This window comes from Brevundimonas sp. (assembly GCF_965278935.1).
Taxonomy (GTDB): Bacteria; Pseudomonadota; Alphaproteobacteria; order Caulobacterales; family Caulobacteraceae; genus Brevundimonas.
The window spans coordinates 285084-297880 of the sequence record NZ_OZ257124.1; the positions used below are offsets into that span (position 1 = coordinate 285084).

Here is a 12797-nt window from a genome sequence, read left to right on the forward strand (position 1 = left end):
CCGGAAACGACAAACGCCGGGTCCTCTTGCGAGAACCCGGCGCCTGATCACCGTTCACTGATCGGGGGGAAGATCAGAAACGGTAGTTCATGCCGATCCGCACCGCGTGCAGCCCGAAGCGGTCGTTGGAGCGCTGGATGTCGGTGCCGGTGGTGTTGGGCGCCAGAACGAACGGGTTGGTAGCGATCGCCACGCCGCGTCCGACGCGGATGTCGAAATCGGGCGCTTCAAGCGAGGTGTAGAGATACTCGCCCGTCACGCTGAGGTTCGGGGCCAGCATATACTCCACGCCGCCGCCGGCCTGATAGCCGTCAGCCTGATCGTCGTTCACGGTGGCGGTGAAGCTGTTCTGGGTGTTCGACGAATAGAACTGGTTCGACATCTCGCCGGTCGCACCGCCGCCCGTGGCGTAGATCAGGGCCGGGCCATAGGCATAGCCGACACGGGCGCGCAGGGCGGCCAGGTTCTGCAGCTTGCGCTCGAAGGTGTAGGAGGCCGGGGTGGTCGAATAGGAGGTCACGCTGTCCTCGGCGGCCCCGAAGCCGGAGTACTCCGCCACCGCGCCGACCACGAAGGAGCCGAACTGGAAGTCCCAGCCGGCGCGAATGCCGCCCTCGGAACCGCTGGAGTCGTCATCGCAACCGTCGGCCGCGACGCCCGTCTTGGCGGAGCCGCCGCACGAGCCGGGGCTGAAAGCGTCGGCGCCGGCGAGGGTGGTGACCGTATCGCCGAAGTTTCCGTCCAGGTTGCGATCGAAGCGCAGCCGCTCGTCGTCCTGATCGTTGGTCTGGGTGGCGCTGCCGTAGACGCCGATATAGGGGCCCGACCAGTCGGTCGTCGCGCCGCCGCCGGACATCCAGCTTTGCGCCATGGCCGGGGCCGCGACGCCCGTGAGAAGCAGCGCCGTAGCGGCCGCGGAGATGATCTTGATCATGATTTCCAATCCTTGGTCGAACTCGCCCCGAGACCGCGGCGTGACAACCCTTCCGGCGGGCCTAACGACAGCGACGTTGGCCCGTTCCCCGCGGATGCGCCGGGTCGGAGGGAATTCAGCAGGTGTCGCTTTATCGCACCAATGATTTTCCAGGGAAAAGGCCGCCGGACGGGCGTCCGACGGCCTCTCTTGAACCGGCGCTGGAGGGGGAACGGGCGCCGGTCGATGCCGCCGCAGCCTGGGGGGAGGGGAGGGGGCCGCGACGTCTGGATGGCAGATGGGATCGACCGAACCGGCTCGCAAGGGGTCGGGTTTCAGGGTTCTGCGGCGCCGGCGCGTGGCCGTTTGACGCGGGCCGGACGGCGGGTCGGAGCCTTGCGGGCCGGCTCTTCCTCCTCCTCCGCATAAGGCTTGCCGTCGCCCGACAGCAGGATGGCGATCCACATCGATCCCTTGAACTCCGCCAGGATGGCCATGGCCATGACCGCCAGCGGCGTCGACAGGAACATGCCGACCACGCCCCACATCTTGCCCCACAGCGCCAGGGCGAGAAGGACGGCGACCGGGTCGATATTCTGGTTGTCGCCCTGCATGCGCGGCTGGATAGCGTTGCCGACCACGAACAGGATCAGCTGAAGTCCGATCAGCAGGATGAGGGCCGGCCAATAGGTCGGGAACTGGACCAGGGCGAACAGCGGCGGAGCGAGCCCCGCGATCGCACCGCCCAGAACCGGGATGAAACCGACCACGAAGATGACGAAGGTCCAGAACTCCGCGTTCTGGAGGCCCACCAGCCGCATCAGGATCCAGGCCGCGACGCAGATGATCAGACCGGTGACGGTCTGGACCCACAGATAGCCCTCGACCCCGCCGCGCACCCGCTCGAAGACCTCGCCGGCCTCCTGGCGGCCGTCACGGTTGGGGAACAGGGCGACCAGCTTCCTTCGGAACCCGTTCTGGGCCGCCAGCAGGAAGGCCAGATAGACCATGACGAAGAAGGCGCCCGACATGATGCCCTGCGCCTGGAAGGCCAGGGTCGTCAGATAGCTGCGGATATCCAGCCCCGCGATCAATTCCTGGGCTGTCGGGGGCGTATCCATGCCGAAGAGGTGCGCGCCGTCGGCGATGATCGCGTCGATCCGGGGCCCGATGTTACTCGACACCCCCGACGCGCTGTAGAAGAAGCTCGCCGCTCCGTTGACGATGAAGGCGATGGCGCCGAGGAAGGCCAGCACGACCAACGTCAAGGCGGCCGTGCCCGCCCAGTGGCGTGGCAGACTGGTCCGCTCCTCGATGAAGCGCTTTACCCCGTCGATCATGATCAGAAGGAAGATGGCCATGGCCAGCGGCGTCAGGATGTCCCGCAGCCAGTAGAGAGCCGCGCCTCCGGCCACGACGGCGATGGTCACCAGGGCGTTGCGGGCGACGGTCGATGTCGGAACAGTGATCGGCGGTTTCATGCCTCGACTTGTCGGGGGCGTCGCCGCCCGGGTCAATCGTCGATTGGCGACAATCGCGGTGACGGCTAAGCATCGGGACAAGGAGAGTTTCATGACCGACGCCGCCGCCAACCTGGGCCTGTTCCTGGGCCAATCCTCGAACGGGGCCGCCGATGGGGAGACGCCCCAGCGCGAGATCCTGCTGTGGAACCGGGCCAACCGGCACGGGGTGATCGCGGGCGCGACAGGCACTGGCAAGACCGTGACCCTGCAGATCATGGCCCAGGGCTTCTCGGACATGGGCGTCCCCGTCTTCTGCGCCGACGTGAAGGGCGACCTGTCGGGCATCAGCCAGATCGGGACGCCGAACGAAAAACTACTGGCCCGCGCCGCCGGCATGGGTCTGACGCTGGAGCCGAAAGCCGCGCCGACGGTGTTCTGGGACCTGTACGGGCAGAAGGGCCACCCGGTCCGGGCGACCGTGTCCGAGATCGGGCCGCTGCTGATGGCGCGGATGCTGGATCTCAACGACGTTCAGGAGGGGGTGCTGACCGTCGCCTTCCATGTCGCCGACAAGGAAGGCCTCCTGCTGCTCGACCTCGACGACCTGAGGTCGATGCTGACCTATGTCGCCGAGAACGCGGCCCGCATCGGCCGCGAGGTCGGCAATGTCGCCCCGGCCTCGATCGCCTCGATCCAGCGCGCCCTGTTGCAGCTGGAACAGGACGGCGGCGACGCCTTCTTCGGCGAGCCCGCGCTGAAACTGACCGACATGATGCGGACGTCGCTGGACGGGCGCGGTCAGGTCAATGTGCTGGACTCGACCCGGCTGATGAACAGCCCGCGGCTCTACGGCGCTTTCCTGCTCTGGCTGATGTCGGAGCTGTTCGAACAACTGCCCGAGATCGGCGATCCGGAGAAGCCGAAGCTCGTCTTCTTCTTCGACGAGGCCCACCTGCTGTTCAAGGATGCGCCCAAGCCGCTGCTGGAAAAGGTCGAACAGGTCGTTCGCCTGATCCGGTCCAAGGGGGTCGGGGTCTATTTCATCACCCAGAACCCGGCCGACATCCCCGACAGCGTCCTGGCCCAGCTGGGCAACCGCATCCAGCACGCCCTGCGCGCCTACACCCCCTCCGACCAGCGCGGGCTGAAGGCGGCGTCGGACAGTTTCCGGGTCAACCCGGCCTTCGATACGGCCGAGGCGATCCAGGCGCTGGGCACCGGGGAGGCCCTGGTCTCGACGCTCGATGAAAAAGGCGCCCCGCGCGTGGTCGCCCGGACCCTGATCCGTCCGCCTGACAGCCGGCTGGGTCCCGCGACCGACGTCGAACGCGCCGCCGTCATGGCCGCCAGCCCGGTGAAGGGCGTCTACGACACCATCGTGGACCGTGAATCCGCCGAGGAAATCCTCGCCGCGCGCCATGCCCGGACCGAGGCCGCGACTGCGCCGGCCGCGAAACCGGCGACGCAGGGTCGTGCTCCGGCGGCTCCGAAGGCGCCCGCCGCACCCAAGGCCCCGCGCAAGTCCAACCGGCAGACACCGATGGAGGCCCTGACCAAGTCGGTTCTGCGCACGGCGGGATCGACCCTGACCCGCGAACTGCTGCGCGGCATCCTGGGCGGTCTGCGCCGCTGATCGTCATGCTTTCGGTCGTCCTCGCTGCGCTGATCCAGATCAATCCCGGCGATCCGCCGGGAATCGAACCGGGCATGTTCGCCTATCCGTGGCATGTGCTGGAGAGCACGACCGGTGGCTTCGGCTATCGCGACCAGACCTCGGTTCGCTTCTATCGCGTCCGTCAGGGGCGCGAGCCGACGGCCACGGCTCCCTACTGGATGGTCCATGTCACCCACGACATCGCCGGCGTGCCCGGCCAGCAAAGCCACGTCGACCGCTGGCTGGACGGCCGGTCGTGCCCGGCGGTGGCGGAGGCGCTCGAAGCCCTGCCTCGCGAACCGTTCGACCCCTATCGCCCCGACGACATTCAGGACTGGGGACCCTTGGTCCAGCCTCATGACAGCCAGGCGACCTACACCACCTATGGGCGGATCGGCGGCGTCGAGACGGAAGCGACCTTCGTCGACCGCCAGAACGGCGTGGTCCATCGCGCGACCCGGGCCGCCCGTGACCGGTTGCTGACTTGCCCGGAAGAGCCCGTCTAGACCATCGAACCCAGGCGGGCGTTGGCCAGCTCGGCGATCACGGTCGTGACCTGGGCGCCGGAGCCCGTCTGGGACAGCAGTTTGGACAGGTGCGGCGACAGCTTGCGTGTGTCCACGAGCACCATCGCCCAGCCGAGGAACAGCTGTGCCTGGACCGGCCAGCGGGCCAGAACGCGCACATTGCGATGCCGGTCGTCGGCCTCGATGTCCGCCATCAGGGCGGTCAGGGCCTCGGGATCGCCCTCCAGCACCTGGACGAAGGTGCCGGACTGGTGGGCCAGGGCGCCGGTGATCCGGCGGCGGCCGTTGTTGCGCACGGAGGTCGCGACGATTTCCGACAGGTCGGCCGGGCCTTCGGAGGCATTCACCGCATCGCTGCGATAGACGAGGCGTTCGAGAACGCGCTCCGTCAGGGGCTGCGGCGTGCGAACGGTAGGGGATGTCATGGGAGGATGGCCAGGCGGCGAATCCGCCGCCCATCTAGGCGCTTTCCGCCGGAAACCCTAATCGAGGCGGCGGCTCAGGGCCTCGGGACCAGCCGCCACATGCGAAGCGGATGTTGGACCGCGCCAGCCTCGGCGCCCGCCGCATTGCCCCGGCCCATATAGAGGTCGGCGCGGACGGGGCCGCGAATGGCCGAGCCCGTGTCCAGCGCCATGACCAGGCCGGTGTAGCCGTGCCGCGCGCCCACCAGATTGCCGGAGCCGGCCGAGATCCAGACCAGGTCGCCGTAAGTCCAGCTGGCCGGATCGACCGCGATGGCTCGCCGGGCGGGCAGTGGCACACCGGCCGCGCCGGCGGGATCGCCGCCGTCGTCAGGATCCAGGGCGAAATAGATGTAGCGGGGGTTCAGGGCCGTGACCGCGCGCGCCTCAGGGCCTCGATGCGCCGCCAGCCAGGCCCGGATCGCATCGCCCGAGGTTCCGTTCGTCGGCAGAAGGCCGCGCTCGGCCATCGGCCGGGCGATGCCGACGAAGGTCCGGCCGTTGTCGGCGGCATAGGCGGCGCGGGCTTTCGATCCGTCCTCGAAGGTCAGATAGCCGGAGCCCTGGATCTGGAGGAAGAACAGATCCTCGGCTCGCATCCAGGCGAGTGGGGGCGAGGGCGGCGGACCGGCCTCGATGACGGCGCGCTCGTCCAGCACCTGACCGCGCGACCAGCCGGCGGGACGGCCGAGCACCGGGGTGTCGAACTCCCGGTCGGGGCTGCGACGCGCCTCGTACTCGGGCGCGAAATAGGCGGTGAGCAGGGGTGTTCGGCCCTCGGCGGGCTGGGCTTCGACCACCGCGAAGCCGGTCTCGAAGAAGGCCCGCGCCATGGACGGCGTGACCGGCCGCGATGTCCGCCTGATGTGCTGGGCCCGTTCGCACTGGCGCACAGCGACGGCGTCACGGGCGACACGGCAGGTCTCGGCATAGGCCTGGAAGCCTGCCAGATGATCTTCGTCGGCCCAGCCCGGCAGGGATTGAGGGCCCGGCAGGTTCGAGACCTGGGCCGGCGGCGCGACGGGAACGGCCGGACCGGCTGGCGGCGCGGGCGTCTCGACCGTCGACGTCGCACACCCCGCCAGAAGCAGGAGCGCGCCTGCCACCAGGAGCCTCAGGTCGAATCCCAAGAGGCGGCCGCCCCTAGGCGTTGGCGGGTTCGACGCGGGCGAGGACCCAGTTCGGGTCGGCGGCGCCCAGAGACCGTTCGAAGGTCCAGTGTTCGGCCGTGCGGCGTTCCTCGATGCGGGGTTCGGCCGGGGCGCCCGGGGTCGCCTCGACTGAGGGCAGGAGGATTTTCGAGCGGATTTCGGCGAGGAAGCGGACCTTGGCCACGGCGCGGTCGCCCTCGGCGGACGCCAGTTCGAGATCGGCGCGCGGCGGGTGCAGGAACTCGACCTGTTCGGTCTCGCCCCGGACTTCGCGGGCGGCGATGCCGGTCTCGAACGAGTCCAGCACGGCGGGCGTCAGCAGGGGCTTCAGCGCAGCGCGATCGCCCGAGGCGTAGCCGCGCACGATGGTCTCATAGGCCTGACGGGCCCCTTCGATGAATTTGGCGGGGTCGAAGGCCGGGTCGCGGGCGCGCAGCGAGGCGGCGGCCGCCAGGGTCGCGGCGTCGAGGGCGGGAACGCGCGCCGGGGGCTCGGCGCCCTGTGCGGCGGGCAGGACGGGCGCCTTTGCGTCTTCCTGGGGCTGGCGACCGACCTTCTTGCCCAGCACATTGTAGAGCTGGAACAGGACGACCGCGGCGATCACGGCGAAGATGACGAGCTGGAACTGTACCGGCACGGGGTATCCCTGGATGGCGTCCTGATCCCGGCCAAGAGGGCCGGGCGCGTCGGACGGGACGATTACGGTCTGATATGGGCGTACGCAAGGCGCGACGCACCCCGGGCGTCTCGCCGCAGGCCTCAACACGTCGTCGCGCACCCCGCCGTGATCGCGCTCAAGCCGCCAGGGCGCCGCGCGCCGGACGATAGCGCCCGACCAGAAAAGCCGTCAGGTTGCGGGACGTTCAGGCGGATGCTAGTCGCGGCGCCTCGCTTTTCCGCCATTTTGAACGGCTTCGCTTTCATGACTGACGTTTCGCCCGCCGACGCCAACGGCTCGGCCCCGACCGAACAGCCCCCCGTTCCGGGCTTCCGCATCCTGGCCCAGTACGTCCGCGACCTGTCGTTCGAGAACCCCAGGGCGCCCGACAGCCTGCGCATGGACGGCAAGCCCGCCATCGATATGGGCGTCGAGCTCAACGCCCAAGGCCGTCCCGACGGACTGTTCGAGGTCGACATCAAGCTGTCGATCAAGGCCTCGACGGACACGATGAAGGTGTTTCAGGTGGAGCTGCTGTACGGCGGCCTGTTTCAGCTGACCGGCATTCCCGAGCAGGACATCGAGCCGATGCTGCTGATCGAGTGCCCGCGCTACCTCTTCCCCTACGCCCGTGAGATCATTTCGCGCGCGTCGGCGGACGGCGGCTTCTATCCGCCCTTCATGCTGGATCCGATCGACTTCGCCGGCATCTATACGGCGCGCCAGCAGCAGCAGGCCCAGCAGGGCGGCGCGGCCTAGTCTTACTGCGCAGCGGGCTCGACGACCTCGAGCCCGTAGCCGGCCCACAGCGACCGGTCTTTCAGAGTCGCCAGCAGGAAGGCGCGGTGCGCTTCCGCTTCTTCAGGATGGATGCGCGGGGTCAGCGGTCGCGGACGCGGCTGATAGCCGCCTGCCGCGGCATGGGCGGCGGCGGCCTGGCTCTCGCGACGGCTGGACAGATCCAGCACCCGCTCCTTTCCGCCCTTCAGCTCCAGATAGACCTCGGCCAGCAGACGGGCGTCGATCAGCGCTCCGTGGAACGAGCGGTCGGCCAGACTGACCTTGTAGCGTTTGCACAGGGCGTCCAGCGAGTTGGGCATGCCCGGCCAGACCTTCTGGGCCAGCTGAAGGGTGTCGATCCAGCGGGTCTCGTGCAGCAGGGCCTGACCGCAGCGGCCGCATTCGTGGTCGATGAAGTTGCGGTCGAACTGGGCGTTGTGGGCGATCACCGGCGCGTCGCCGATGAAGTCCATCAGATCGATGACGATCTCGGCGAATTTCGGTGCGTCTTTCACCTTGTCGTCGGTGATGCCGTGCACCCGGGTCGCGTCCGGCGGGATCAGGCGCTCCGGATTGACGAAGCGGTGGAAGGTCCGGCCCGTCGGGAGCAGGTCCATGATCTCGATACAGCCGACCTCGATCAGACGGTCGCCCGTGCGAGGGTCGAAGCCGGTGGTTTCGGTGTCGAGAACGATTTCGCGGGACATGCCCCTTTAATGGGGCGCTTCGGGCGCTTCCGGAAGAGTCCGGACCGGGCGTTTCCAGCCCGGAGCCAGAACGATCCCCACGATTTCGGCGACCCGGGCGCGGGCGACGTCCAGGCCCCGGCCGGTATCGACGACGAAGTCGGCGCGGCGGCGCTTTTCGGCATCCGGCGTCTGGCGCGCGAGGATGGCTTCGAACCGCTCCCCGGTCATGCCGGGGCGGTCGAGGACCCGCCGGCGCTGGGTGCTTGGGTCGGCGCTCACGACAACCACCGCATCCACGGCCCGGTCGCCGCCGGTCTCGAACAGCAGGGGAATGTCGAGCACGGCCAATTTAACTCCGGCGGCGCGTCCGGCCTCCAGATCGGCCAGCCGTCCGGCCGCGACCAGCGGGTGGACGATCGCTTCCAGCCGTTTGAACGCCGTGTCGTCGCGACCGAGCGTCCCGGCCAGCAGGGTCCGGTCGACGGCCCCGTCCACGACGACGCCGGGAAAGGCCTGGCCGATCGGTTCGACCGCCGCCCCGCCTTTCGCATAGAGGGCGTGGACCGCGTCGTCGGCGTTCCAGACCAGGGCGCCGTGCGCGGCGAACATGGCCGTGGTCGTCGATTTTCCCATGCCGATGGAGCCGGTCAGGCCCAGCAGGATCATGCCGTTTCCCCGAGATGGGCCAGCAGGATCGGACGCGGGTCCAGATCCGGCGGAGCGACCCCGAAAATGGCTTCGAACGACGGTCCCGCCTGGCCGACCAGCATGGCCAGTCCATCGACGGTGACGAGACCCGCGGCCCGCGCGGCCTGAAGGAAGGGGGTGATCACCGGCTTGTAGGTCATGTCCATGACCGTCGTGGTCGGGTCGAGCGTCGAGAGATCGACCTCGGGCCGGACGCTGAGCGCATTGACGATCAGGGCCGCACCGTCGAAGGCCGCCGGCCCCTCCGCCACCGTGACCGATCCGCCCAGATCAGCGGCGAGCGCCTCGGCCCGGTCGCGGGTGCGGTTGACGATGCGCACCTGAGCTCCGGCGCCGGTCAGGGTGGCGGCCGCCGCACGCGCGGCCCCTCCGGCGCCCAGCATGACCACCGGCGAACCCGCCAGGACCAGCTTCGAAGCCTGTTGTTGCAAGGCCCGCAACAGTCCGAGGCCGTCGGTGCTGTCGGCGAAGACCCCGCCGTCGCGGAAGACCAGAATATTGGCCGAGCCGCTGTCGCGCGCAGTCTGCGAGGCCGTGTCGGCCAAGGCGAAGGCCTGTTCCTTGAAAGGCGCCGTGACGTTGACGCCGCTCAACAAGCCGGCGCGGCCGGCGGCGACCAGGGTTTCGAACGACGCCGGGTCTTTTGGCGAGAAGGCGACATAGGCGGCGTCGAGCCCGGCGGCCTCGATCCAGGCGTTGTGGATCACGGGGCTCAGCGAATGGGCGACGGGATTGCCGACGATGCCGCCGACCTTCACGGCGCCGGTGATGCGGGCCCTGGTCATGTGCGGATCACCCCGGCGCGGCGCAGTTCGTCGAGCACGGGCCACAGCGGCATGCCCAGGACAGTGAAATAGTCCCCCTCGACCCGGTCGAAGAGCTGGGATCCCATCCCCTCCAGCCGGTAGCAGCCGACCGAGCCCAGCAGGTCCTCGCCCTCCGCCTCCAGATAAGCGTCGAGGAAGTCGTCGGAGAACTGCCGCATCGTCATCCGCGCCGTATCGACGCCGGACCAGACCACTGCGCCGTTGTTGGCGAGGGCGGCGGCGGAGTTCAGGTGGTGGGTGTGGCCGCGCAGGGTGTGCAGTCGTTGCCGCGCCACGGTCAGGTTCGGCGCCTTGGAGATCATGTCGCCGTCGAAATCCAGCGTCTGGTCCGATCCCAGCACCCAGGCCTCCGGATCGTGACGCGAGACGGCCAGCGCCTTGGCCCGGGCCAGTTCGAGCGCCAGTTCGGCCGGATCGATGCCCGCCAGCGACGTCTTGATCGCATCCTCGTCCACGCCGGCGTCCAAGGCGGTGAAGGGGACCCCGGCGCCGGTCAGCATGGCGCGTCGGGCAGCGCTGCGGGAGGCGAGGATCAGTCTCTCTTCGCTCACCATGAGGCTCCCAGTCGGCGGGTGCGGCGTTCGTTGAGCAGATTGAGGATGGCCGCCGCGGTTTCCTCGATCGAACGACGGGTGACGTCGATGGTCGGCCAGCCCCGGCGTTCGAAGGCGCGGCGGGCCTTGATCGTCTCTTCGCGCACGGCGTCCGGCTCGACATAGGAGGAGGCGTGGGTGGCGTTCAGTCCGTCCAGACGATTGCGCCGGATCTGCACGAGCCGGTCCGGCGAAACCGTCAGGCCGACGATCAGCGGGTTCTTCAGACCGACGAGACGTTCGCCGTCTTCCTGTCCGGGGACCAGAGGAACGTTCGCCGCCCGTACCCCACGATGGGCGAGATAGATGCAGGTCGGGGTCTTGGACGTCCTCGACACCCCGACCAGAACGACGTCCGCGCCCTCCAGCTGTTCGGCTGTGCCCTGACCGTCGTCATGAGCCATGGCGTAGTCCAGGGCCCCTATCCTGTTGAAATAGTCGTGATCGAGGGCGTGCTGGGCCCCGACCCGCGTCGACAGCGCCGCCCCCAGATAGCGGGACAGGGCGCCGACCAGAGGATCCAGCGCCCCGATGTGCGGCATGTCGAGCGCGCGGCAGCCTTCCTCCAGCTGGGCCCGCAGGTCGCGATCCACGATGGTGTGCAGAACGACGCCCGGCGCCGCCGCGACCTCGGCCAGAACCCGCTCCATCTGCTTGTCGGAGCGCACGAGGGCGTAGATGTGCTCGATCGGAATGACCCCGTCGAAGCGGGCCGTCACGGCCTTGGCCATGGCGTTCAGTGTCTCACCGGTCGAGTCCGAGACCAGATGGACATGGAAATAGGTCGCCAGCCGCGACGCCCCTGCGGGGCGGGTCGGGCTCACCGCGAAACCCCGCGGGGGGAAACCAGGATCTGGGGCGTGCGAATGGCGTGGATTCCTGTGGATCGGGCGGGGCGCCGACCCGGCAGGGCGGGGGCGCCGATTTCTATAGCGCGAGCCTTGTCGCCCGGCGAGCGGGGACGGCGGTGGACCGCGGCCCTCGTCCGCCCCCGGATCATCCCAAGCCAGGGAACCTCGTCTCGAACCCTTGGGGAAATGCTTAACGAAAGGTAAACGACCCCCAAGCCGAGCTCGGGTCGAACGCCTGCCGGGGAGCCCGGCCGTTAAGGGTTTGTTAAGGGTTTTGCCCGGTTTCCACAGGCTGTCATCCGGCTGTCGCACGGCCCGGGCGCGGGCGTGGGACAAGGGCATTCGGCGTGGGGATCGGTGCGGATTCATCCCCGTCGTCCCGCCCTCTGCCTGCTTCCTCAAAAGATTCTAAGATTCTGATCAGGATAAGAGGAGAAGCGCGGGGTTGAGGGGATGCGCTCATCGCCGTAGAGCCGGGGTCATGAGCACCACGCCTTCGTTGATCCGGGTCCTGCAGGGCGAGACCCTGGAACGCCCGCCCGTCTGGTTCATGCGTCAGGCCGGGCGGTATCTGCCCGAATATCGGGCTCTGCGGGCCCAGGCGCCGGACTTCATCGCCTTCTGCCTGAACCCGGAGATGGCTGCCGAGGCGACGATGCAGCCGATGCGCCGGTTCGGCTTCGACGCCGCCATCGTCTTCGCCGACATCCTGCTGATCCCCCAAGCGCTGGGCCAGGACGTCTGGTTCGAGACGGGCGAGGGGCCGAAACTGGGTCTGATGCCTTCCGTCGGCGCGATGGCCGAACGGGCGGAAGAGGCCGGCGCCCATCTGCACCAGGTCGGGCAGACGCTCAGCCGGGTGAGGGCCGAGCTCGAACCGGAGCGGGCGCTGATCGGGTTCGCCGGCGCGCCCTGGACCGTCGCCACCTATATGCTGGACGGCCATCACTTCACGATCGGCAAGGGCGAACGGGCGCAGGCCCGGTCCTACGCCTATTCCGATCCCGAAAAGGTCGACGCCGTTCTGGACGTCCTGGTCGAGGCCACGGCCCGCTATCTGAAGATGCAGGCCGATGCGGGCGCCGACGCCCTGAAGATCTTCGAGAGCTGGGCTGAGGGCCTGCCGGACGATCTGTTCGAACGACTGGTCATGCGGCCGCACAGGAAGCTGGTCGCCCGGGTGCGCGAACTGGGCGTCACCGTTCCCCTGATCGGCTTCCCACGCGGCTCGGCCCTGCACGCCGAACGCTATGCGCGCGAGGTCGATGTCCAGGGCGTGGCGCTCGACACCGCCTGTTCGCTGGAGCGCGGACGGGAGGTGCAGAAGATCAAGCCGATCCAGGGCGCACTCGACCCCCTGTTGCTCCGCGCCGGCGGCAAGGCGCTGGACAAGCGTGTCGACGACCTCGTCGAGGCCTGGGGAGCAGGTCCCTGGATCTTCAACCTCGGCCACGGCATTCTGCCGGACGTGCCGATCACCCACGTCGAACGGGTGCTCAAGCGCCTCGGCGCGCAATAG

General features: G+C 68.7%; 14 protein-coding genes. 4 read left to right on the plus strand and 10 right to left on the minus strand.

Going from position 1 to position 12797, the window contains the following annotated elements; genetic code table 11:
- Positions 1-73 precede the first annotated feature (73 nt).
- Positions 74-934 carry an outer membrane protein gene (locus ACQY68_RS01395; RefSeq protein WP_428151233.1) on the minus strand — a complete coding sequence of 287 codons (861 nt, stop codon included), beginning with the start codon at positions 932-934 and terminating at the stop codon, positions 74-76.
- 314 nt (positions 935-1248) lie between these two features.
- Positions 1249-2394, minus strand: a complete 1146-nt coding sequence (locus tag ACQY68_RS01400; protein WP_428151234.1) for an AI-2E family transporter — start codon at positions 2392-2394, stop codon at positions 1249-1251.
- Positions 2395-2485: 91 nt separating this feature from the next.
- Between ACQY68_RS01400 and ACQY68_RS01405 the strand changes: the two genes are divergently transcribed.
- Both ACQY68_RS01405 and ACQY68_RS01410 read left to right on the plus strand, forming a co-directional pair.
- On the plus strand, positions 2486-4009 hold the full coding sequence (locus ACQY68_RS01405) for a helicase HerA-like domain-containing protein (RefSeq protein WP_428151235.1): 1524 nt from the start codon (positions 2486-2488) through the stop codon (positions 4007-4009).
- A gap of 5 nt (positions 4010-4014) precedes the next feature.
- Entirely contained in the window at positions 4015-4536 is a 522-nt protein-coding gene (locus tag ACQY68_RS01410) for a hypothetical protein (protein ID WP_428151236.1), read from the plus strand.
- Here the strand turns inward: ACQY68_RS01410 and ACQY68_RS01415 are convergent.
- The 3 genes from ACQY68_RS01415 to timA form a co-directional block, all read right to left on the minus strand.
- A complete protein-coding gene (locus ACQY68_RS01415; protein WP_428151237.1) occupies positions 4533-4982 on the minus strand; it encodes a BLUF domain-containing protein in 450 nt (149 codons plus the stop codon). The two genes, ACQY68_RS01410 and ACQY68_RS01415, sit on opposite strands and share 4 nt — an antisense overlap.
- A gap of 74 nt (positions 4983-5056) precedes the next feature.
- Positions 5057-6127 carry an MltA domain-containing protein gene (locus ACQY68_RS01420; RefSeq protein WP_428151238.1) on the minus strand — a complete coding sequence of 357 codons (1071 nt, stop codon included), beginning with the start codon at positions 6125-6127 and terminating at the stop codon, positions 5057-5059.
- A gap of 37 nt (positions 6128-6164) precedes the next feature.
- Complete coding sequence (gene timA, locus ACQY68_RS01425) at positions 6165-6809, minus strand: TIM44-related membrane protein TimA (protein ID WP_428151239.1); 645 nt, start codon at positions 6807-6809, stop codon at positions 6165-6167.
- A 285-nt stretch (positions 6810-7094) separates the two neighbouring features.
- Between timA and secB the strand changes: the two genes are divergently transcribed.
- Positions 7095-7589, plus strand: coding sequence for a protein-export chaperone SecB (gene secB, locus ACQY68_RS01430; protein ID WP_428151240.1), 495 nt, complete (start codon positions 7095-7097; stop codon positions 7587-7589).
- Positions 7590-7591: 2 nt separating this feature from the next.
- On the opposite strand, the gene dnaQ is transcribed toward secB, so the two are convergent.
- From dnaQ to ACQY68_RS01455, 5 genes are read right to left on the minus strand one after another with little or no spacing between them, the layout of a single operon-like run.
- Positions 7592-8317 carry a DNA polymerase III subunit epsilon gene (dnaQ, locus tag ACQY68_RS01435; RefSeq protein WP_428151241.1) on the minus strand — a complete coding sequence of 242 codons (726 nt, stop codon included), beginning with the start codon at positions 8315-8317 and terminating at the stop codon, positions 7592-7594.
- Between the two features lie 6 nt (positions 8318-8323).
- Positions 8324-8965, minus strand: coding sequence for a dephospho-CoA kinase (gene coaE / locus ACQY68_RS01440; protein WP_428151242.1), 642 nt, complete (start codon positions 8963-8965; stop codon positions 8324-8326).
- Entirely contained in the window at positions 8962-9792 is an 831-nt protein-coding gene (locus ACQY68_RS01445; RefSeq protein ID WP_428151243.1) for a shikimate dehydrogenase family protein, read from the minus strand. The genes coaE and ACQY68_RS01445 overlap by 4 nt, the downstream gene beginning before the upstream one ends.
- Entirely contained in the window at positions 9789-10385 is a 597-nt protein-coding gene (locus ACQY68_RS01450; RefSeq protein WP_428151244.1) for a Maf family protein, read from the minus strand. The genes ACQY68_RS01445 and ACQY68_RS01450 overlap by 4 nt, the downstream gene beginning before the upstream one ends.
- The gene (locus tag ACQY68_RS01455) at positions 10382-11251 is read right to left on the minus strand and encodes a pyruvate, water dikinase regulatory protein (protein WP_428151245.1); all 870 of its coding nucleotides are present in this window, start codon (positions 11249-11251) and stop codon (positions 10382-10384) included. The genes ACQY68_RS01450 and ACQY68_RS01455 overlap by 4 nt, the downstream gene beginning before the upstream one ends.
- 508 nt (positions 11252-11759) lie before the next feature.
- Here ACQY68_RS01455 and hemE point away from each other — a divergent pair.
- Complete coding sequence (hemE, locus tag ACQY68_RS01460) at positions 11760-12797, plus strand: uroporphyrinogen decarboxylase (protein ID WP_428151246.1); 1038 nt, start codon at positions 11760-11762, stop codon at positions 12795-12797.

Excerpts from the sequence above, each read along its gene's own strand:
- ACQY68_RS01395 (WP_428151233.1), bottom strand. The coding sequence starts at position 934 with ATGATCAAGATCATCTCCGCGGCCGCTACGGCGCTGCTTCTCACGGGC.
- ACQY68_RS01400 (WP_428151234.1), bottom strand. The coding sequence starts at position 2,394 with ATGAAACCGCCGATCACTGTTCCGACATCGACCGTCGCCCGCAACGCC.
- ACQY68_RS01405 (WP_428151235.1), top strand. The coding sequence starts at position 2,486 with ATGACCGACGCCGCCGCCAACCTGGGCCTGTTCCTGGGCCAATCCTCG.
- ACQY68_RS01410 (WP_428151236.1), top strand. The coding sequence starts at position 4,015 with ATGCTTTCGGTCGTCCTCGCTGCGCTGATCCAGATCAATCCCGGCGAT.
- ACQY68_RS01415 (WP_428151237.1), bottom strand. The coding sequence starts at position 4,982 with ATGACATCCCCTACCGTTCGCACGCCGCAGCCCCTGACGGAGCGCGTT.
- secB (WP_428151240.1), top strand. The coding sequence starts at position 7,095 with ATGACTGACGTTTCGCCCGCCGACGCCAACGGCTCGGCCCCGACCGAA.
- dnaQ (WP_428151241.1), bottom strand. The coding sequence starts at position 8,317 with ATGTCCCGCGAAATCGTTCTCGACACCGAAACCACCGGCTTCGACCCT.
- coaE (WP_428151242.1), bottom strand. The coding sequence starts at position 8,965 with ATGATCCTGCTGGGCCTGACCGGCTCCATCGGCATGGGAAAATCGACG.
- ACQY68_RS01445 (WP_428151243.1), bottom strand. The coding sequence starts at position 9,792 with ATGACCAGGGCCCGCATCACCGGCGCCGTGAAGGTCGGCGGCATCGTC.
- hemE (WP_428151246.1), top strand. The coding sequence starts at position 11,760 with ATGAGCACCACGCCTTCGTTGATCCGGGTCCTGCAGGGCGAGACCCTG.